The organism is Paenibacillus bovis, from assembly GCF_001421015.2.
GTDB lineage: Bacteria > Bacillota > Bacilli > Paenibacillales > Paenibacillaceae > Saccharibacillus > Saccharibacillus bovis.
Window position 1 is genome coordinate 2,669,351 of record NZ_CP013023.1, and the last position, 21,801, is coordinate 2,691,151.

18 protein-coding genes are annotated in these 21,801 nt (G+C 47.8%); all 18 read left to right on the top strand.

Annotated elements, in window-relative coordinates; all coding sequences use genetic code 11:
* Positions 1 to 86: 86 nt before the first annotated feature.
* The 18 genes from proS to dapG all read left to right on the top strand — a co-directional run bounded on the left by proS (position 87) and on the right by dapG (position 21,785).
* Entirely contained in the window at positions 87 to 1,544 is a 1,458-nt protein-coding gene (proS, locus tag AR543_RS11505; protein ID WP_060534514.1) for a proline--tRNA ligase, read from the top strand.
* 167 nt (positions 1,545 to 1,711) lie between these two features.
* The gene (locus AR543_RS24885) at positions 1,712 to 1,846 is read left to right on the top strand and encodes a hypothetical protein (protein ID WP_257790513.1); all 135 of its coding nucleotides are present in this window, start codon (positions 1,712 to 1,714) and stop codon (positions 1,844 to 1,846) included.
* Entirely contained in the window at positions 1,830 to 6,155 is a 4,326-nt protein-coding gene (locus AR543_RS11510; RefSeq protein ID WP_060534516.1) for a PolC-type DNA polymerase III, read from the top strand. The genes AR543_RS24885 and AR543_RS11510 overlap by 17 nt, the downstream gene beginning before the upstream one ends.
* Before the next feature lie 292 nt (positions 6,156 to 6,447).
* Positions 6,448 to 6,909 carry a ribosome maturation factor RimP gene (gene rimP / locus AR543_RS11515; RefSeq protein WP_060534518.1) on the top strand — a complete coding sequence of 154 codons (462 nt, stop codon included), beginning with the start codon at positions 6,448 to 6,450 and terminating at the stop codon, positions 6,907 to 6,909.
* A gap of 35 nt (positions 6,910 to 6,944) precedes the next feature.
* Positions 6,945 to 8,042 carry a transcription termination factor NusA gene (gene nusA / locus AR543_RS11520; RefSeq protein WP_060534520.1) on the top strand — a complete coding sequence of 366 codons (1,098 nt, stop codon included), beginning with the start codon at positions 6,945 to 6,947 and terminating at the stop codon, positions 8,040 to 8,042.
* A gap of 120 nt (positions 8,043 to 8,162) precedes the next feature.
* Positions 8,163 to 8,471, top strand: coding sequence for an RNase P modulator RnpM (rnpM, locus tag AR543_RS11525; protein ID WP_017813719.1), 309 nt, complete (start codon positions 8,163 to 8,165; stop codon positions 8,469 to 8,471).
* On the top strand, positions 8,464 to 8,805 hold the full coding sequence (locus AR543_RS11530; protein ID WP_060534522.1) for a YlxQ family RNA-binding protein: 342 nt from the start codon (positions 8,464 to 8,466) through the stop codon (positions 8,803 to 8,805). Before rnpM ends, AR543_RS11530 begins: the two co-directional genes overlap by 8 nt.
* A complete protein-coding gene (gene infB, locus AR543_RS11535) occupies positions 8,780 to 11,335 on the top strand; it encodes a translation initiation factor IF-2 (protein WP_060534524.1) in 2,556 nt (851 codons plus the stop codon). The genes AR543_RS11530 and infB overlap by 26 nt, the downstream gene beginning before the upstream one ends.
* Positions 11,336 to 11,352: 17 nt before the next feature.
* The gene (rbfA, locus tag AR543_RS11540; protein WP_060534526.1) at positions 11,353 to 11,715 is read left to right on the top strand and encodes a 30S ribosome-binding factor RbfA; all 363 of its coding nucleotides are present in this window, start codon (positions 11,353 to 11,355) and stop codon (positions 11,713 to 11,715) included.
* 17 nt (positions 11,716 to 11,732) lie between these two features.
* Positions 11,733 to 12,710, top strand: coding sequence for a DHH family phosphoesterase (locus AR543_RS11545; RefSeq protein ID WP_060534528.1), 978 nt, complete (start codon positions 11,733 to 11,735; stop codon positions 12,708 to 12,710).
* Positions 12,707 to 13,666 (top strand): tRNA pseudouridine(55) synthase TruB, encoded by a 960-nt coding sequence (gene truB / locus AR543_RS11550; protein WP_060534531.1) that lies wholly within the window; start codon positions 12,707 to 12,709, stop codon positions 13,664 to 13,666. The genes AR543_RS11545 and truB overlap by 4 nt, the downstream gene beginning before the upstream one ends.
* 79 nt (positions 13,667 to 13,745) lie before the next feature.
* The gene (locus tag AR543_RS11555) at positions 13,746 to 14,684 is read left to right on the top strand and encodes a bifunctional riboflavin kinase/FAD synthetase (protein WP_060534533.1); all 939 of its coding nucleotides are present in this window, start codon (positions 13,746 to 13,748) and stop codon (positions 14,682 to 14,684) included.
* A gap of 187 nt (positions 14,685 to 14,871) precedes the next feature.
* Entirely contained in the window at positions 14,872 to 15,141 is a 270-nt protein-coding gene (rpsO, locus tag AR543_RS11560; RefSeq protein ID WP_017813726.1) for a 30S ribosomal protein S15, read from the top strand.
* Positions 15,142 to 15,321: 180 nt separating this feature from the next.
* Positions 15,322 to 17,430, top strand: a complete 2,109-nt coding sequence (gene pnp / locus AR543_RS11565; protein WP_060534535.1) for a polyribonucleotide nucleotidyltransferase — start codon at positions 15,322 to 15,324, stop codon at positions 17,428 to 17,430.
* A gap of 144 nt (positions 17,431 to 17,574) precedes the next feature.
* Positions 17,575 to 18,828 (top strand): M16 family metallopeptidase, encoded by a 1,254-nt coding sequence (locus AR543_RS11570; protein ID WP_060534537.1) that lies wholly within the window; start codon positions 17,575 to 17,577, stop codon positions 18,826 to 18,828.
* Positions 18,812 to 19,267, top strand: coding sequence for a dUTP diphosphatase (gene dut / locus AR543_RS11575; protein ID WP_060534539.1), 456 nt, complete (start codon positions 18,812 to 18,814; stop codon positions 19,265 to 19,267). Before AR543_RS11570 ends, dut begins: the two co-directional genes overlap by 17 nt.
* Positions 19,268 to 19,478: 211 nt before the next feature.
* Positions 19,479 to 20,528 (top strand): aspartate-semialdehyde dehydrogenase, encoded by a 1,050-nt coding sequence (locus AR543_RS11580; RefSeq protein ID WP_060534542.1) that lies wholly within the window; start codon positions 19,479 to 19,481, stop codon positions 20,526 to 20,528.
* A gap of 18 nt (positions 20,529 to 20,546) precedes the next feature.
* Positions 20,547 to 21,785 carry an aspartate kinase gene (gene dapG, locus AR543_RS11585; protein WP_082472208.1) on the top strand — a complete coding sequence of 413 codons (1,239 nt, stop codon included), beginning with the start codon at positions 20,547 to 20,549 and terminating at the stop codon, positions 21,783 to 21,785.
* The last annotated feature ends 16 nt before the right edge of the window (positions 21,786 to 21,801 follow it).

The window sequence follows — 21,801 nt, forward strand, 5'->3', positions numbered from 1 at the left end:
CCATACAGTCTCTTTGGACTGTTATTTGGCAGCCGAACAGCCTGCTCATTTAAATATTGGTTACTTACAGGAGGATATCCATTTTTATGTCGAACGAAAAGCAGGATAAACAATTTGTAACAGAAATTACTCCACAGAGTGAAGATTTCTCGCGTTGGTATATCGACGTGATCAAAAAAGCGGATCTGATGGATTATTCCCCGGTTCGTGGATGTATCGTATTCCGTCCGGACGGTTACGAGATCTGGGAGCATATTCAGCAGGATCTGGATCGTCGTTTCAAAGAAACCGGTCACCGCAATGCTTACTTCCCGCTCTTTATTCCAGAGAGCTTTTTTGAAAAAGAAAAAGAACACGTAGAAGGATTTAACCCGGAGCTTCCATGGGTAACCGAAGCAGGTGGCGATCCGCTGGAAGAACGTTTGGCGATTCGTCCAACTTCGGAAACGATGTTCGGTCATATGTATTCCAAATGGATTCAGTCCTACCGCGATTTGCCAGTACTCATCAACCAGTGGGCAAACGTAGTACGTTGGGAAAAACGTACGCTGCCGTTCCTGCGTACAAGTGAATTCCTGTGGCAGGAAGGTCATACCGCTCACGAAACCCACGAAGAAGCCATGGAAGAAACAATGCGTATGCTGGATGTATACACCGAGTTTGTTCAGGATTTCCTGGCGATTCCGGTTATCAAAGGACAAAAGAGTCCTTCCGAGAAGTTTGCAGGTGCCAAAGCTACATACTCCATCGAAGCCATGATGAAAGATGGACGTGCAGTACAGGCAGGAACTTCCCACTATATGGGTACCAATTTTGCGGAGGCTTTTGATATTCAATTCCTGAGCCGCGAAAATACACAAGAATATGCGCATACTACTTCATGGGGCGTAAGTACTCGTCTAATCGGCGCATTGATCATGGTGCATGGAGACGACCGCGGTCTGGCATTGCCACCAAAAGTAGCACCAAAACAGGTAATGATCATTCCAATCGGACCTCCTAAAACCCGTGACATGGTAGTTGGCCGTGCCGATGAACTGTTTGCCGAATTGAAAAAAGCAGGCGTGCGCGTAGGTATCGACGATCGTGCCGATGTACGTCCAGGCTGGAAATTCAACGAATACGAAATGCGTGGTATTCCGGTACGTCTGGAAGTCGGTCCTCGCGATATCGAGAACGGCGTATGTGTACTCGTATCCCGTATTACAGGCGAGAAGAAACAGGTGCCGCTGGAAAATATCGTTGCTGAAGTACAAGCGATGCTGGAGCAGGTGCAGCAGGAAATGTACACTCGTGCATTGGCATTCCGTGAAGAGAACATGCATGTGATCGATACACTGGATGATATGAAAGCAATCATGGAAGAAAAACGCGGATTCTTTATCGCGGGCTGGGATGGCACAGAAGAAACGGAACGTAAAGTCAAAGAAGAAACAGGCGCAACGATCCGTAATATTCCATTCCAACTCGATGTGCAAAAAGACAAGTGTCTGGTAACCGGACAGCCGGCCAAACACACTGTTGTATTTGCACGTGCCTACTAATTTCGATTGATTCCAGATCAGATTAGTTTCATGTAGAATACGGATCATTATATTTATTACTGCATAGCTACCTCATAGTATCGTTTGTTCGGTAAGAGCAGTATATGAGATCAATACAGTAAACGATTGTAATATCAAATCCGAAATATATCGTATGCCTGGTGGTTATGCAAACCAGTTATACAGAAGCATTAAATCAAGCAGGCAAGCTTCCGGAGAGCGGAGTAGACGTCAGTCTGGCACCGACTTTAACGGGAGCTTGCCACTTTTTTGAAGGGGGACCTCATGAGCGTGAGCGCTAGCGGAGAGAAAAGACAACGTTTCGAGCTGTTGATGAAGCAGGCGCAGGTGCCTGCCGGATTGATGGAGCCCTATTTTGCAGATGGAGCAATTGAGCAGGTAGAGATCAGCCGCAGCAATAAGGAGTGGAAGCTGACTATTACCAAGGAGACGCTTATTCCTTCACCAACCTATCGTACCTTTTGCAAGCATATTCAGGACAAGATGAGCCATATTGCCAAAATTCGCTTCCTGTTCCGATACAGTGATCATATTGATCATGTACAGATTGTGGAAGAATATTGGAGCTTGTTCCTGGAGTGGGTACAGCGACAGATTCCATCGGTGAATGGCTGGATGACCCGTGCCAAATTTGCCTTGAATGAAGACGTACTGACACTGACGATGAGTGATCAGATGTCACTCGAACTGGCCAAGAAAAAACAAATCGACCAGGCGATTGCACGATTCTACGAGGATTATTTCGGTCTGCAGCTGCGTATCAAGATAGAAGTAGGCGAGAACACAACCGAAGCTGTACAAGCTTTCCATGAACAGCGCCGGCAGGAAGAACTGCAGGAGATTGAGCGTTTGATGACCAGCATGGAATCCGAGCTGGAAGAAGAAGTCGACGAAGATGGAGAGCCGGTACGTTTACAAGTCGGTTATGAGATCAAGGACCCGGCGGTTCCATTACAGGATCTGCAGGACGAAGAGAAAAAAATCACTGTACAGGGAACTATTTTTGGATTGGAAAGCAAAGAGCTGCGTAATGGAAGTACCCTCTTTACGTTCTTCCTGACCGACTTTACCGATTCTCTGCAGATGAAGATGTTTGCCAAAAACAAAGAAGATCTGAAAATCATGAGCCTGCTGGCAAATGGTAAATGGGTGAAAGCACGCGGCCGGGTTGAATATGACCGGTTTATGCAGATTCCCGAGCTGGCAATGATTCCATCTGACTTGAATGAGATCAAGGCGCCTCCGGGACGCAAAGATGATGCAGAAGAGAAGCGGGTAGAGTTTCATTTGCATACCACGATGAGTACGATGGATGCCGTAACACCGATTGATCAGTATGTAAAAACAGCTGCTGCCTGGGGACACGCGGCGATTGCTGTTACCGATCACGGCGGTGTACAGTGTTATCCCGAAGCAGCCAAAGCCGCCAAAAAGCATGGTATTAAAGTATTGTATGGACTGGAAGCGAATGTGATCAACGACTCGGTCGCTATTGTGCTGGAGCCGCAGCCGATAGAACTCAAAGATGCGACTTATATCGTATTCGATATCGAGACTACCGGTTTGTCGATTACACAGAACAAAATTATCGAGATTGCTGCTGTCAAAATGCAGGATGGCAAGGAACTGGATCGCTATGCGACATTTGTTGACCCGCATGAGCGTATTCCTTACAATATCCAGCAGCTGACCAATATTACCGATGAAATGGTCCGGGGAGCTCCGGAGATTGATCAGGTTATCCGTGAATTCGTCACTTTTGCGGGTGATGATATTCTGGTCGCGCACAACGCCCGATTTGATATAGGATTTATCCAGGCAACACTGAAAAATCATGGTCTGCCCGAAATGAAAAATCCGGTACTGGATACCCTCGAACTGGCAAGATTGATACATCCAAAAATGAAAAACCACCGTCTGAATACACTGGCGGATAAATATAAAGTGTCCCTGGAAAGTCATCACCGCGCGATCGATGATACGATTGCCCTGGGTGGCGTTTTGTTCGGGCTACTTAAGGATGCAGAACAGGAACGCCGTCTGACACGGCTGGATCGTCTGAATGAATTTGTCGGTCAGGATCTGTCCAATGCTCGTCCATTCCACTGCACCATCTATGCCCTTAATGAAAAAGGCAAAAAAAATCTGTTCAAGCTAATCTCGCTGTCCCATACCGAATATTTCAAACGTGTTCCCCGTATTCCGAAGTCTGTACTAACCGAGTATCGGGAAGGTATTCTGGTTATGTCCGGCTGCGAGAAAGGCGAGTTTTTTGAAGCGGTACTGAATAAAACCGTAGAAGAAGCAGAGGAAGTTGCCCAATTCTATGATGTGCTGGAAATTCAGCCAATGACCATGTATATGCATCTGGTAGATAAGGGACTGGTTGGTAGTCCAGCCGCTATTCAAACTGCATTAACCACCGTATGCGAAATTGGCGAGCGTCTTAACAAGCCGGTGGTAGCAACAGGGAATGTACATTATCTGGAACCGCGCCAGAAGCTGTTCCGCGATATTACTATTAACGGTATTACCGGCTTCAGCCCGCTCAAGGATCAGCGCAAGCCGGATGCTCATTTGCGCACAACCGGCGAGATGCTGGAAGAGTTTACTTTCCTCGGTGAAGACAAAGCGTACGAAGTGGTGGTAACGAATACGCAAGCGCTGGCCGAACGCTTCGAAGATTTCCCGTTGTTCCCGGATAAGCTGTTTACTCCGCTGCTTGATGGTGCGGATGAAGAGATACGCAATACCTGTTACGATACTGCAAAGTCCATATACGGTGAGGATTTGCCGGAAGTCGTAATCGCCCGTCTGGAAAAAGAACTGGAACCGATTATTAAATATGGTTTCTCTGCCAACTATCTGATCTCCGAGAAGCTGGTTAAAAAGTCTAACCAAGACGGTTATCTGGTAGGTTCGCGGGGATCGGTAGGTTCGTCGGTAGTTGCTACGTTCCTCGGAATTTCCGAGGTTAATCCGCTGCCTGCGCATTATATTTGTGTCAATTCGGAATGCCGGCATAGTGAATGGTTCCTTGACGGCAGCGTACCGAGTGGATTCGATCTTCCCGAGAAAGATTGTCCGCAATGCGGCGGCAAGCTCAAAGGGGAAGGTCAGGATATTCCGTTCGAGACATTCCTGGGCTTTAAAGGGGACAAGGTTCCCGATATTGACTTGAACTTCTCCGGTGATTATCAGCCCAAAGCGCATAATTACACCAAAATCCTGTTTGGAGAAGAAAATGTATTCCGTGCCGGAACGATCGGTACGGTCGCCGAGAAAACAGCCTACGGATTTGCCAAAAAATATGAAGAACTGCATCAGAAAAAATGGCGCGGCGCAGAGCTGAGCCGACTGGCCTCAGGCTGTACGGGCGTCAAGCGCAGTACCGGTCAGCATCCCGGCGGTATCGTGGTTGTTCCGGATTATATTGATGTAGAAGATGTAACACCAGTACAGTACCCTGCGGACGATGTGAATGCCGAGTGGAAGACTACTCACTTTGACTATCATGCGTTTGAAGCGAATCTGCTCAAACTCGATATTCTGGGACATGATGATCCGACGATGATGCGGATGCTGCAGGATCTGACCGGCGTAGACCCGACGACGATCCCGATGAATGATCCCAAGGTAATGAGTATGTTCAACTCTACAGAAGCACTGGGTATCTCGCCGCAGCAGCTGCGCAGTCCGGTAGCTACCTACGGTGTGCCGGAAATGGGTACCAAATTTGTACGTCAGATGCTCGTGGAATCACAGCCGTCTTCGTTTGCCGATTTACTGCAGATTTCCGGTCTGTCTCACGGAACCGGTGTATGGCTGGGTAATGCGCAGGAGCTGATCAAAAATAATACGTGTACGATTAAGACCGTTATTGGTTGTCGTGATGATATTATGCTGTTCCTGATTTACAAAGCAGGCATGGATGCCGGCCTGGCCTTTAAAATTACAGAGAGTGTGCGTAAAGGTAAAGGTCTGTCACCGGAATGGATCGAAGAGATGAAGAAATGCAAAGTGCCTCAGTGGTATATTGATTCCTGTCTCAAAATCCAGTACATGTTCCCGAAAGCCCATGCCTCTGCGTATGTTATCTCCGCAGTGCGTACGGCTTACTTTAAACTGTATTATCCGATTGAATACTATGCGACCTACTTTACGGTACGTGTAGAAGATTTTGATGTTGATCTCTGCTGTAAAGGATACGAAGCGATCTATCGCAAGATCGAAGAGATTGAGCAGATGGGCTTCCAGGCACCGCCAAAAGAAAAAAATATGCTGCCGGCACTGGAAATGGCGCTGGAGATGACCGCTCGCGGTTTCTCTTTCAAGCCAATCGATCTGTACCGTTCAGACGCAACTTCCTTTATTGTAGATGATAAAAGTCTGCTGCCTCCGTTCTCGGCTGTTCAGGGTATCGGTGAGAACGCAGCGCGCAATATTGCGGCATCCCGTGAACATGGCGAGTTCCTGTCGATTGAGGATTTCCAGCAGAAATCCAAAGCGACCAAAACGATTGTCGAGCTGATGACACAGATGGGCTGCTTCCGCGGTCTGCCTGAAAGCAACCAGCTGTCGCTTTTCTAAGAGCTGTATGTGTGCCAAATGTGGTCAAGGCGTTTCACTTGTCACTAATGCAGGATTATGATATAATTTTGGGGAGCTAAGAAAGAAATAACCGTCCTGTAAAGAGTGGGGAAACCCACTCTTTACTGTTTGGTATGAGGTTGTTGAATACAGGTATACGGTATAGCCTATGGAAAAGATCGAACCGAAAGATTTTTATTTGGTTCGATTTTCTTTAAGATGCAGCAGTTATACGCCATTCGGCAGCGCTCATTTGAATAAAGGATTCTGAGGCGATGGAGGGTTGGATTGTTTGAGTACACCAAAGATTAAAACGACCGTCGAGGAAATGGTACAGCCATTTTTGGAGGAACATGGGTTTGAGCTGGTCGATGTGGAATATGTAAAAGAAGGTAAGAACTGGTTTCTGCGCGTATTTGTGGACAAGGAAGGCGGCATCGATATCGATGATTGCGGCCGGGTTAGTGAGTATTTGAGTGAGAAGCTGGATGCCAATGATCCGATCAAAGATCCTTACTTTCTGGAAGTTTCCTCACCGGGAGCTGAACGTCCTCTCAAAAAAGAGTCGGATGTTCTTAAAGCAGTCGGAAAAGACGTATTTGTAACAACATATGAACCAGTAGATGGGTCTAAGGAATTTGAAGGACGGTTGCTCTCATTCGAGAATGATGACATGCTCATTGAAGCGGGCAAGAAACGTTACACTATTCCATATGAAAAAGTAGCCAGCGCCAGACTGGCAATCATTTTTTAAAACGGTAGTTTTTTGAAAGGGGGATCTTGAAAGCCATGAGTATGGATTTTATTGAAGCAATGAATGAGCTGGAACGCGAAAAGGGGATCAGCAAGGATATTTTATTCGAAGCGATCGAAGCAGCGCTTATTTCCAGTTACAAGCGCAATTTCAACACTGCGCAAAACGTGCGGGTCGATATGAACCGCAACACCGGGGCGATCAAAGTCTTTGCCCGTAAAATGGTTGTAGAAGAAGTACTGGATGAGCGTACAGAAATTTCGGTCGCTTCCGCTCGTGAGATTAACCCGCACTTCCAACTGGAAGACGTAGCCGAGATCGAAGTCACTCCACGTGATTTCGGACGTATTGCTGCGCAAACAGCGAAGCAGGTTGTTACACAGCGTATCCGTGAAGCTGAACGTGGGCTCATTTATAATGCTTTTATTGATAAAGAAGAAGATATTGTTACCGGTATCGTACAGCGCCAGGATGCACGCAACATCTATGTGGATCTGGGTAAAGTAGAAGCTGTACTGCCATTAACCGAATTGATGCCGAACGAGAAGTTCAACATGAACGAGCGCATCAAAGCCTACATCACCAAAGTGGAAAACACGACCAAAGGACCTCAGATCATACTTTCACGTACGCATCCTGGTCTGCTCAAACGTTTATTTGAGCTGGAAGTGCCTGAAATTTTTGATGGCGTAGTAGAGATCCGCTCGGTGGCTCGCGAAGCCGGCTTCCGTTCCAAAATCGCGGTTTACTCCCGTAACGCAGAAGTTGATCCGGTCGGTTCATGCGTAGGACCTCGCGGAATACGTGTACAGACTATCGTCGGTGAACTGCGCGGCGAGAAAATCGATATCGTTCGTTATTCGGAGAGCGTGGAAGAATATGTGGCCAATGCACTGAGTCCTTCCAAAGTACTCGAAGTTCAAGTGTTCGAGGAAGAGAAGATGGCTCGCGTGATTGTGCCGGATTACCAGCTGTCCCTGGCAATCGGTATCAAAGGTCAGAATGCGCGTCTTGCTGCCAAACTGACTGGCTGGAAAATCGACATCAAGAGCGAGACTCAGGCAGAAGAGGAATTCGGCCGTCCAAAAGAAATGGGCGAAGAAATGCATCAGGATTCCGTATCGGTGGACTAACCTTTCCCATTTACTTGCAGGATTGGACTCTTTTACAGGCCGCTGTTTGCCAGGGCCGTTCTGATGTGTGTGCATGATAGCAATCGGGAGAGTTCATAAGTTTGAAGGGGGATGGTATAATTGAAAACCAAAAAGATACCGCTGCGCAAATGTGTGGCTTGCCAGCAAATGATGCCCAAGAAAACACTGGTGCGCATTGTTCGTACACCGGAAGAAACGGTAGAGATTGATTTGACCGGTAAAAAATCAGGCCGTGGCGCTTATGTATGTGGCAATATGGCCTGCTTTCAGCTGGCACAGAAGAGTCGTGCGTTTGATCGCGCACTCAAAGTGCCGGTAAGTCCGGAAATATATGAACGGCTTGCCAGCGAATTTAGCAGCGTAGAAAGCAATTTTAGTTCAGTGCAGGAGAGAGACGCTAATGAATAACGAATTATCCCTACTCGGTCTTGCTATGCGGGCTGGTAAAGTATTATCCGGGGACGAACTCGTTCTCAAAGCGATTCGTTCCGGCGACGCTTCACTTGTTGTACTGGCGGGTGATGCCTCAGCTAACACGCAAAAGAAATTCCGTGATAAGTGCAGCAGTTACCATATCCCACTGCTGATCGGCTACAACCGTGATCTGTTGGGAACAAGCATCGGAAAGGATGGCCGTGTCGTGCTGGCATTAACCGACAACGGATTCGCCAAGCTTCTCCGCAAACGAATAGGGGATTCGTCGGAGGTGGAATATATTGAGCACACAGGAGCAGAAGAATAAACTGAGAGTTTATGAATATGCGAAATCTCTCAATATGAGCAGCAAAGAAATCATTACGATCTTGAAAAAGCTGAATGTACCGGTCAACAATCATATGAGCGTTATGGAAAATGACGCTGTTACCAAAGTCGAAGGTTTTTTTAAAAATATCAAGTCCACTGCTGCAGAGCAACAAGGCAATGGACAGTCAACCATAGCGGACGCTTCTTCGACGTCACGCGAAAAAAATAGACAGGAAAAGCAGGTAGGTATGGATATAAAAAATCAGAACAACTCAACCAACGGGACTACCAGATCCCAAAGCGGTACAAGCAGTAACCGCTCTAACTCGTCGTCCAGTCAACAAGGTAATCGCAGTGCACAGGGCGGATCTTCATCCGGCCAACAGGGCAACCGCAGCTCCCAGGGTGGATCTTCCACAGGACAGCAAGGTAACCGCAGCAATTCGCAAGGTGGCAATCGCCAGCCAAGCAGTGCAGCTTCACGCCCTCAATCCAGTTCACAAAACCGTCAGCCTTCCGGCCAGGTAAGAACCGCACAGAGCGGCGATACTTCCGGCAACCGTAACAGCGGTGGCACAGGTTCGAATTCCGGTGGTAACCGCGGCGGCAATAGCGGCGGTAACCGTAACAACAATAACCGCGGTGGAAGCGGCGGCGGTGGTGGCCGTTTCGATAACAATCGTGGTGGCGGCGGTAACCGTAATGGTCGCGGCGGCAAAGGCCGTGGCGGACGTAACCAGAACTATAACCAACCTCCACGCGAGAAAATCGACAACACGCCTAAGAAAATCATCGTTCGCGGTGAGATGACAGTTGGCGAGACAGCCAAACTGCTGCACAAAGACGCTTCCGAAGTTATCAAAAAGCTGATTAGCAGCGGCGTTATGGCTACAATCAACCAGGAGCTTGATCTGGATACGATCCAGTTGCTTGCTGATGATTATGGCGTAGAAGTAGAAGTGAAGATCGCAGTGGAAGATGATCGCTTCGAGACAGTAGAAGAAGTCGATGATGAAGCAGATCTGAAAGCACGTCCACCGGTCGTAACTATCATGGGTCACGTCGATCACGGTAAAACTACATTGCTGGATGCCATTCGTTCAACGAACGTAACAGGCGGCGAAGCAGGTGGTATTACTCAACATATCGGCGCATACCAGGTAGAAATTAACAAGAAAAAAATTACGTTCCTGGATACACCGGGTCACGAAGCGTTTACCGCTATGCGTGCTCGTGGTGCACAGGTAACCGATATTACAATTATCGTGGTTGCAGCAGATGATGGCGTTATGCCACAGACGGTAGAAGCAATCAACCATGCCAAAGCGGCAGGTCTGCCAATTATCGTTGCTGTCAACAAAATCGATAAGCCGGGTGCGAATCCGGATAAAGTAAAACAGGAGCTCACCGAGTATGAACTCGTACCGGAAGAGTGGGGTGGAGACACCATCTTCGTTAACTTGTCTGCGAAACAGCGCACAGGTCTCGAAGAACTGCTAGAAATGATCCTGCTGATCGCTGAAGTGAACGACTACAAAGCGAACCCGGACAAACGTGCCCGTGGTGCAGTTATCGAAGCCGAGCTGGATAAAGGACGCGGTCCGGTAGCTCGTATTCTGGTACAGAATGGTACTCTCAAAGTCGGAGACGCTTTTGTTGCAGGTAACTGTTTCGGACGTATCCGTGCGATGGTAAATGATAAAGGACGCCGTCTCAAAGAAGCTGGTCCTTCCACACCGGTCGAAATTACTGGTCTGACAGAGGTGCCACAAGCAGGCGATCCGTTCATGGTATTCGAAGACGAGCGCAAAGCACGTTCGATTGCCGACAAACGTGCAATTACACACCGTCAATCCGAGCTGGGCGCGAATACACGTGTTACACTGGATGATCTGTTCCAACATATCAAAGACGGTGAAATCAAAGACCTGAACGTTATCATCAAAGGTGACGTACAAGGTTCTGTAGAGGCTCTCAAAGGCTCTCTCGAAAAAATCGAGGTGGAAGGCGTTCGCGTCAAGATTATCCACCGCGGTGTAGGTGCAATTAACGAATCCGATATTATTCTGGCAGCAGCTTCCAATGCTATCGTTATCGGCTTTAACGTACGTCCTGATGTACAGGCCAAACAAACGGCTGATCAGGAACAGGTAGATATCCGTCTGCATCGCGTTATCTACAATGCAATCGAAGAGATTGAGCAAGCTATGAAAGGTATGCTCGATCCGGAGTATAAAGAAGTCGTTATCGGACATGCAGAAGTCCGCAGCACATTCAAAATCAGCAGAGTCGGCACGATTGCAGGTTGTATGGTTACTTCCGGCAAAATCACCCGTTCTGCAGAGACTCGCCTGATCCGCGCTGGCATCGTTGTCTTCGAGGGCAAGATCGATTCCCTCAAACGTTTCAAAGATGACGCCAAAGAAGTGGCACAGGGTTACGAATGTGGTATTACGCTGGACGGCTACAATGATCTCAAAGAAGGCGACGTAATTGAAGCCTTTATCATGGAAGCTGTAGAGCGCTAATCGCGAGGTGAAAAAGAATGGCTAAGATTAGAACAGGACGTGTAGGCGAGCAGATCAAAAAAGAGCTGAGCCTGCTGATCCAAAATGAACTCAAAGATCCGCGTATCGGTTTTGTGACCATTACCGGTGTAGATGTTACCAATGATCTCTCCCAGGCTGAGGTATACCTCAGCGTACTGGGTGATGATGAACAAAAACAAGGTTCTCTGAAAGGAATCGAAAAAGCATCCGGGTTCCTGCGCTCCGAAATCGGCAAGCGCATTCGGTTGCGTCATACACCGGAACTGATTTTCAAGTTTGATGAGTCCATTGCCTATGGCAACCGGATTGACCAGCTGATCAATCAGATCCATCGTGATGAAGATTCTTCCAAAGAGTAACTTCAAAGGAGACGGCAATGCAGACCTATGAACAAGCGCTTCTGGATGCGAAAGCATTCGTTGAGAAGCACGATGATTTTCTGGTGGTTTCGCATGTTCAGCCGGACGGAGACGCAGTCAGTTCCACTGTAGCAGTGGGCTGGCTTCTGTCTTGTCTGGGCAAAAAATTCACACTGGTTAACGAAGGTCCGATTCCGAAACGTATGAATTATCTTACATTGTCGGATCAGATCATCAATCAGCTGTCTGATGGCGGACAACGTGAATATCAGAACATAATTTGCGTCGACTGTGCAGACTTTAAGCGGGTAGGCATGGTTAAGGAATGGATGGCAGAATCTGCTAATATTCTGAACATAGATCATCATCCGACTAATGACGGATTTGGTACAGTCAATGTAATCAAAGCGGATGCTGCAGCTACAGCCGAAGTACTCTACGACTGGATTAACTGCTTTGATATAGAATGGACGACTGCAGCAGCAGAAGCTATCTATACAGGATTGCTGACCGATACAGGCGGATTCCGCTATTCCAGTACCTCTCCCAAAGTCATGGAGATCTCTTCCCGATTGCTGGAACTGGGAGTTAATGGTCCGGAACTGGCAGAGACGCTGCTAGAAGAAGTCACGTTGGCCCAGGTCAAAGTACTGGCACTAGCTTTATCTACCCTGGAGCTAACTGCTGACGGCAAAATTGCCTATGTGCATGTGACGCCGGAGCATATGGTTATTTCAGGAGCAGAAAACGAAGATCTGGAAGGTATCGTCAACTTCACCCGTAATATACAGGGCGTAGAGGTCGGGATCTTTTTCAAAGTGATCAACGATAATGCAGTAAAAGCAAGTATGCGTTCTGCCGGCAAAGTGGATGTGGCAGCAATAGCCCAGCATTTTGATGGTGGTGGACATATCAAGGCAGCAGGCTGCAGACTTGAAGGCAGTCTTGGTGAAGTTATAGAAAAAGTAGTGCAGCGGGTGAAGGAGTTCTTATGAATCAGTTTGACGGAGTACTGGCGGTACACAAACCGGCAGGGTTTACTTCCCATGATGTAGTTGCCAAAGTCCGCCGGCTGGTGAGCATGAAGCGTATCGGTCATACCGGTACACTCGATCCGGCTGTTACCGGCGTACTTCCGCTATGTCTGGGACGTTCTACACGTATAGTGGAATATTTGCAGGAAATGCCCAAGGAGTATGAAGCAACTTTGCGCTTTGGTATTGCTACCGATACCGAGGATCTCACCGGTGAGATTACCGAACAGGTAGATGAAGTGCAATTGACGGAGCAGCAAGTACATGAAGCGCTACAGAGTATGATCGGTACCATTTCCCAGGTGCCGCCGATGTATTCGGCTGTCAAAGTAGACGGCAAGCGTCTGTATGAGCTGGCACGCGAAGGCAAAACCGTGGAACGCAAAGCACGTGAAGTAACGATTTACAGTCTGGAAATGACAGGCTGGAAGCCAGGCGCTCATCCGGAGGTATCTTTCCGCGTACTTTGTTCCAAAGGAACGTATATCCGCACACTCTGTGTGGATGTGGGACGTGCACTTCATGTTCCTTCGACAATGGTACAGCTGGTACGTACGCAGTCGGCAGGCATCCAATTGGATCAATGTCTGACCTTTGAGCAAATCGAGGAACTGGTGCAGAGCGGCGAGTTGGAGCAGCACCTGATTCCAGCCGATCAGGCGATGTCCGGGCTGCCTTCTTTTGCAGTCGATCATGGAGTATACAAATCAACGCTGCAGGGCAAAAAAATCGATAAGCAGTATATTCATCCTGTAGAGGATTCTTCGGTATCCGGAACTTCTCTATCTGAAGAGCTGCAGCAAAATCATATGGGCTTGTTCAAGCTGTATGGTCCAGAGCAGATTTTTATCGGGATTTTCCGTGAAGATGAGCAAACAGGACAAATTGTTCCAGTGAAGGTATTTTTGCCTGCCTAGTCTGCCATGATCTTCATGAGTTACAATACAGACAGCAGAGCTGAAATGAACTAATTGCGGAAATGCAGGTGATATCATAGTGAATATCGTAAGGTTATCCTATCCCTGGGCAGAGGGCAGCAGACCTCATGCAGACCACAGCCAGATCATGGCTATCGGTCAGTTCGATGGACTGCATCTCGGACATACGAGTGTAATCGAACACGGAATTCGCTTGGCCAAAAGTCTGGGCATCGCAGCCTCGGTTATGACGTTTAATCCTAATCCCAAAGAAATATTGGGCAAGGGAGATTACGAGGGCTACCTGACGCCTCTGTCCATCAAGGAAGAGATTTTACGTAGCATGGGTGTAGATACACTGTATGTTGCTCAATTCAATCATGCTTTCTCGACGGTAACGCCGGAGCAATTCTACTATGAAATGCTGCGTCCTCTCAAAGTGCATACAGCAGTAGTGGGCTTTGATTTCCATTTCGGCCACAAAGGCGCAGGCACACCGGAGCTTCTGCGGGAGCTGGGACAGGAATCCCTGCAGGTAGATACGGTGCCTGCTTTTCAGCTGGAAGGAACCAAAGTTAGCAGTACAGCCATTCGTCGTGCTCTTCGTGAAGGGGATGCCGCCTTGGCAGCCCGTCTGCTGGGCCGTCCTTATCAGATTCGTGGAACCGTTATTGATGGCGACAAGCGCGGCCGGACAATCGGATTTCCGACAGCCAACCTGGACTTGAATGAAAAGTATGTCGTACCCAAATCGGGTGTATATGCTGTCCGTGTTATGGCAGAAGGCGCATGGCGCGCCGGTGTCATGAATATTGGCTATAAGCCTACATTCCAGAGCGGAGAGACACGCCCGAGCTTTGAAGCACATATTTTTGATTACCAGGGAGACCTGTACGGCCAGCAGCTGGCTGCAGAACTGATCGATTATATTCGTCCGGAGCAGAAATTCGGTTCGATTGACGAGCTTGTCACACAGATCCGATTGGATGCCGAAGAAGCGAGAAGACGACTGGTCTGATCTCATTGCAGCTGTCTCTAATAAATTTAGCGTACGACATTGATATTCCCGATCAGGTTGTGCTATACTGATTAACGTTGCTGTTTCAAGTAAACAGTCAATATAACCTTAGCTTGGTTACTCGAGTCTCACCGCCGATAACGAGGCTAATGGCGATTATTATGAAAATTCTAAGGAGGTGAATAGGATGGCATTAACTCAAGAACGTAAACAACAGCTGATCGAGGAGTACAGAACTCACGAGTCCGATACAGGATCTCCAGAGGTACAAGTCGCTATCCTGACTGAAAACATCGTAAACCTGCAGGATCATTTCCGCAGCCACAAAAAGGATCATCATTCCCGTCGTGGTCTTCTGAAAATGGTAGGTCAACGTCGTAAGCTTCTGGCTTACCTCAAGAAAACCGATGTTAGACGTTACAGTGCGCTGATCGAAAGACTCGGCCTGCGTCGCTAAAATTAAAGCAATTCCAAAGCAGCCTGGTTGTTCAGCCGTATGGTCTTTTCGGAGCCAACGGCAACGGCCGGGTTGCTTTTTGTAAGTACACATATTTTTGAAGTTATGGATTATCATTTCCGGCAGGGAATTGGGATTTGATTATAGAATAGTGATGATGACCTAAAAAGGAGGAATTTCATGGAACAGCGAGTTGAAATGCAGCTCGGAGGCAGAACTCTGATACTGGAAACCGGCCGTTTGGCTAAACAGGCTAACGCAGCCGTAATGGTACGCTATGGTGACACAGCGGTACTTTGTACAGTAACAGCCTCCTCTGAACCCAAAGATCTGGACTTTTTCCCGTTAACAGTCAACTACGAGGAAAAATTGTACGCTGTAGGTAAAATTCCAGGCGGATTTATCAAGCGTGAAGGCAGACCGAGCGAGAAAGCTATTCTGGCAAGCCGTCTGACGGACCGTCCGATTCGTCCATTGTTCCCGGAAGGCTTCCGTAATGATGTACAGGTAGCCAACTACGTAATGAGCGTAGAGCAGGATTGCGAGCCTCAGATCGCTGCAATGATCGGTACTTCCGCAGCACTCAGCATTTCGGATGTTCCGTTTGACGGACCGATTGGTGGCGTAGCTGTAGGTCGTGTAGATGGCGAATTCGTCGTTAACCCTACACTGGCGCAGCAGGAAGTTAGCGAAATGTATCTGGTCGTAGCCGGTACCAAAGACGCAATCATGATGGTAGAAGCGGAAGCGAACGAGCTGCCGGAAGATATCATGCTGGAAGCGATCATGTTTGGTCACAGTGAAATCCAGAATATCATTGCTACAATCGAAGAACTGGTGAAAGTTGCCGGTAAACCGAAAATGGCTGTAAAACTCCACACTGTAGACAGCAATGTCAATACAGCTGTTCGTGAATATGCATCTGCACGTCTGGTTGATGCGCTGAAAATTGCCGAAAAACAGGCACGTCAGGAAGCAATTGATGTAGTGAACGACGAAGCGGTAGCTCATTTTGAAGAGCTGTATGCCGAGACTCCGGATCTGATGGATGATGTGAAGGAAGTTCTTCATGATATCGTCAAGGAAGAAGTACGTCGTCTGATCACTCATGACAAAGTGCGTCCTGATGGACGTCGTCTGGAAGAGATCCGTCCGATCGAATGTGATGTAAAAATGCTGCCTAGAACACACGGTTCTGGTCTGTTTACACGTGGACAAACACAGGTACTGAGCATTTGTACGCTCGGCGCTCTGGGTGATGTACAGATTCTGGATGGTATTACACCGGAAGAATCCAAACGCTTTATGCATCATTACAATTTCCCGCCATTCAGCGTAGGGGAAGCACGTCCACTGCGTCCGCCAGGCCGCCGCGAAATCGGTCACGGTGCACTGGGTGAACGCGCATTGTCCAAAGTTATTCCTTCCGAAAAAGAATTCCCGTATACGATTCGTGTCGTATCCGAAGTTCTGGAATCCAACGGTTCCACTTCCCAGGCAAGTATCTGTGCCAGCACGCTGGCGATGATGGATGCGGGTGTACCGATTAAAGCTCCAGTAGCGGGTATTGCAATGGGTCTGATCAAAGATCAGGATCATGTATCTATTCTGAGCGATATTCAAGGTATGGAAGATCACCTCGGCGATATGGACTTCAAAGTAGCCGGTACAGCTGAAGGCGTTACTGCTATTCAGATGGATATCAAAATCAACGGTATCGACCGTGCGATTTTGTCCGAAGCATTGTCCCAGGCACGTGAAGGACGACTGCATATCCTCGGCAAAATGAACGAAATCATGGACAAGCCAAGAACAAGCCTGTCTGCATATGCTCCGAAAATCGTTATTATCAATATCAATCCGGATAAAATCCGTGACGTTATTGGACCCGGTGGTAAAATTATCAACAAAATCATCGATGAAACTGGCGTAAAAATTGATATCGAGCAGGATGGTCGCGTCTTTATCGGTTCGTCCGACGAAGAAATGATCCAGAAAGCACAAACGATGATCGAAAATCTGGTTCGTGAAGTGAAAGTAGGCGAGACGTACCTGGGTAAAGTAAAACGGATCGAGAAGTTTGGCGCATTCGTCGAAATCCTGCCGGGTAAAGATGGTCTGGTACACATTTCACAGCTCTCTACAGAGCGTGTAGCCAAAGTGGAAGACGTTATTGCTATTGGAGATATGATTACCGTTAAAGTTACGGAAATCGATAACCAGGGCCGTGTGAATCTGTCCCGCAAAGTATTGCTGACAGCAGAAACATCCGAAAAAGCGAATTCCTGATCCATTTTTATACACATCGCATCTTCATAGCATCAACCAAAAGAGTCAGAAATTTTTCTGTCTCTTTTTTTCATTCCTTCGTGTTGAGTCAATACTCATATTCTGTTAGGATAGGAATGCATTTATGAAACGGGAGGTCCGCCTATGGAACGGGTACAACTGAATAATGGTCTTCGAATAGTTATGGAAAAAATGCCTACTTTCCGTTCTGTCACATTCGGGATCTGGATCAAAACCGGATCACGCAATGAGAGTCTGGTGACAAACGGAATTTCGCATTTTATTGAACATATGTTGTTCAAAGGCACCAAGCGTTATGACGCCAAACGGATTGCCGAAATTTTCGATGGTATTGGCGGTAATGTAAATGCCTTTACCAGCAAGGAATATACTTGTTTTTATGCCAAGGTATTGGATGAGCATCTGGAGATTGCACTGGATATTTTATCCGATATGTTTTTCCATTCTCTGCTGGACCCCGATGAACTGGCCAAAGAAAAAAACGTTATTCTGGAGGAAATCTCCATGTATGAGGATGACCCGGATGATCTGGTACACGATCTGGTGACTATGGCTTCCTATGGCAAACATCCTCTGGCTTACCCGATTCTCGGTACAGAGGAACGTCTCAAGCCGATGGGTCCGGAACAACTTCGTCTGTTTATGAAAGATCGCTATACCATCGAGAATACAGTTATCAGTATTGCCGGCAATATCGACGACAGTGTCGTTTCGCTGCTGGAACAGTATTTTGGTCATTTCGATGTACATGGACCAGAACAGATTGTGACAGCTCCTGTATTTAAAGGAGAGGTTATTTTCCGGAAGAAAAAAACGGAGCAAAATCATATCTGTATGAACTTTCCGGGTGGTAAAATAGATGATCCAAGATATTACGCCATGGTGCTGCTCAATAATGCACTGGGTGGAGGAATGAGTTCCAGACTGTTCCAGGAAATTCGCGAAAAGCGCGGACTGGCTTACTCGGTATATTCCTATTATACAGCTCATGCAGATAGCGGACTGTTTACTATTTATGCGGGTACAGCACCGAAGCAGACCGGAGATGTATTTGAACTCACGCACGCGCTTCTGCACGATCTCAAGCAAAATGGTCTTACGGCTGAAGAACTGGAGCAGGGCAAACAGCAGCTCAAAGGCAGCCTGATTCTAAGTCTGGAAAGTACGAGCAGTATTATGAACCGTCTCGGCAAAAACGAAATTATGCTGCGTCAGCATAATACGGTAGATGAGACAATCCGCTATATCGAAGAAGTGACGATGGAAGATATCCGTTCAGTCATTGACGATATGTTCGCCGAACCTTATGCTCTGGCCATGGTTGGCGGATCGGATAAAAGCATTGCACATGTAAGGAGAGATGAACTTGTCCATTAAAGTAGAAATCAAAACCCTTCCTGGAAGCGAAGGGCTGGAACTTCCACGGAGAATGTCGGAACTTGCTTCCGGTTATGATCTGTATGCCTCGGTTACAGAACCGATGACTCTGGAACCGGGTAGCCGTGCTCTGGTACCTACCGGAATCGCACTGGCAATGCCGGCAGGACTGGAAGCGCAGATTCGCCCGCGCAGCGGACTGGCGTTCAAACATGGCATTACCTGCCTGAATACACCCGGCACGATCGATGCGGACTATCGCGGAGAGATCAAGGTGCTGCTGATCAATCTGGGGCAGGATCCATTTGTGATCAATCGTGGAGAGCGAATTGCCCAGATGGTATTCCAGACGGTGCCTGATACGGATCTGATCCAGGTAGAAGAATTGTCGGAGACAGTGCGCGGAGCAGGCGGTTTCGGACATACAGGAACGAAGTAGTACTTTATTGTATTAAATTCATTTTTGCGAAACAGTTGAAAGATATAACAGGGAATGATATCATTTCTACAATTATTGCAGGATACTGAAATTATATTCCGGTGCAAGCCGGCCAGGGTCTGCGGTGGTCTGTCAAAGGCCGCCGCTTGTGTCTTTGATCAAGTCTTGTTGTACATAGACCCTGGAATACCAAAGGGGAGAGAGATGCTAGATGTCTAATCAATTCTTTAATGTGGCTGTCGTTGGTGCGACAGGAGCAGTAGGACAACAAATCGTAAGATTGCTTGAAGAGCGGGATTTCCCGGTGAAGACACTGAAGCTGTTGTCTTCCGCACGTTCTGCCGGTAAAAAGGTTACTTTTAAAGGCCAGGAAGTGACAGTGGAAGAAGCTACCCCTGACAGCTTTGCAGGTGTGGATATCGCCCTGTTCAGTGCAGGCGGAGACATCAGCAAGGCACTGGCTCCGCATGCTGTACGTCATGGTGCAGTATGTATCGATAATACCAATGCCTATCGCATGGACCCGGATACGCCTCTGATCGTACCGGAAGTCAATGCGGATCGTATCGCCGACCACAAGGGAATTATCGCCAATCCGAACTGTTCTACTATTCAAATGGTAGCTGCACTGAAGCCGCTTTATGATCGCTATGGCATTGAACGCATTATCGCGTCGACTTACCAGGCCGTATCTGGAGCAGGTAGCCAGGCTATTGAAGAATTGAAGCGTCAAAGCAAATCCGTACTGGATAATGAGACAGTAGAGCCGGATATTCTGCCGGTTGGCTCATTGCCGGTTAAACACCAGATTGCTTTTAACGCTATCCCGCAAATTGATAAATTTCAGGACAACGGCTATACATTGGAAGAAATGAAGATGGTACGTGAAACCAAAAAAATCATGGAAGACGAATCGATCAAAGTAACAACCACCTGTGTGCGTATTCCTGTGGTATATGGTCATTCCGAATCCGTTTACGTAGAGCTTAAACAAGACTTTGATCTGGACGAAGTGAAGCAGCTGCTCCAGAATGCGCCAGGCGTTACTTTAGTGGACGATCCATCCAGTCAGGCTTATCCGCTGGCTACCGATGCCGCGGGCAAAAACGATGTGTTTGTCGGTCGCCTGCGCCGCGATCTGGGAGATTCACGCGGTCTGAACATGTGGATTGTATCCGATAACCTTCTCAAAGGCGCAGCATGGAATGCTGTACAAATCGCCGAGATCATTGCAGCAAAAACAGCGGCAGTCAGCAGCTAACGGAGGCATATTGTCATTATGGCAACTTTAATGCAAAAACAAAATATACTGGTACAAAAATTTGGCGGCACATCGCTCTCTACACCTGAGGCGAGAGAGCATGTGCTGCGGCATATCAGACGCGAGCTTGCCCGCCAGGTCAAGCTTGTCGTCGTGGTATCTGCTATGGGACGAAGTGGTGATCCCTATGCAACAGACACTCTGCTGGAGAGTACGGTGCTGAACGGCAGTATTCCGTCAGCCAGAGAACGCGATCTGCTGATGGGCTGCGGGGAAATCATATCTGCGGTTACCCTGAGCGGAATGCTGTCCAGCGAAGGTATACCTGCTGTCGCTCTTACAGGAGCCCAGGCAGGCTTTATTACAGATGATAATTTTGGCAATGCCCGTATTCTGGCTGTACGTCCGGAACGAGTGCTGCGTGAACTGGAAGCCGGTAAAGTGGTTATTGTAACCGGTTTTCAGGGACAGAGTGAACTGGGCGATATGACTACCCTCGGACGCGGCGGCAGTGATACTTCTGCGACAGCGCTTGGTGCAGCCCTGCATGCCGATATGGTAGATATTTATACAGACGTAAACGGTATTTTGACCGCTGATCCGCGTATTGTAGAAGATGCCAAGCCGCTTACCTATGTAAGTTATACGGAGATCTGCAATATGGCTCATCAAGGAGCCAAAGTCATTCACCCGCGTGCTGTGGAAATCGCGATGCAGGCACAGGTGCCTGTACGTGTACGTTCTACCTTTGCAGAAGGAGAAGGTACGCTGGTTACCCAGCCGGAACAGTTTGTTGATTCACCGGGTGGTGTAGTGGATCGTTTCGTAACCGGAATCACCTATGTAAATAATGTGACGCAGATTACTGTAGGCCAGCAGGAGGGTATTGATCAACTGCAGCTCAAAGTATTTCAGGCAATGGCCGAGAACAAAATCAGCGTAGACTTTATCAATGTGACCCCTTATGGGGCAGTATATACCGTATTTGACAATGAAGCACAGCGTGCGGAGGCTGTACTGGAAGAGATGAATCTTCGTCCGTCTATTCTGTCCGGCTGTGCCAAAGTATCTGTTGTCGGAGGCGGGATTAACGGAGTACCCGGTATTATGGCCCGGATTGTAGCAGCATTAAGCGAACAAAACATATCGATCCTGCAATCAGCAGACTCCAATACCACCATCTGGGTTTTGGTGAAAAAGGAAGATATGGTGCAGGCAGTAAGAGCCCTGCATAATCAGTTCCAGCTGCATGTCTGATGGGCTCCGGCGCTCT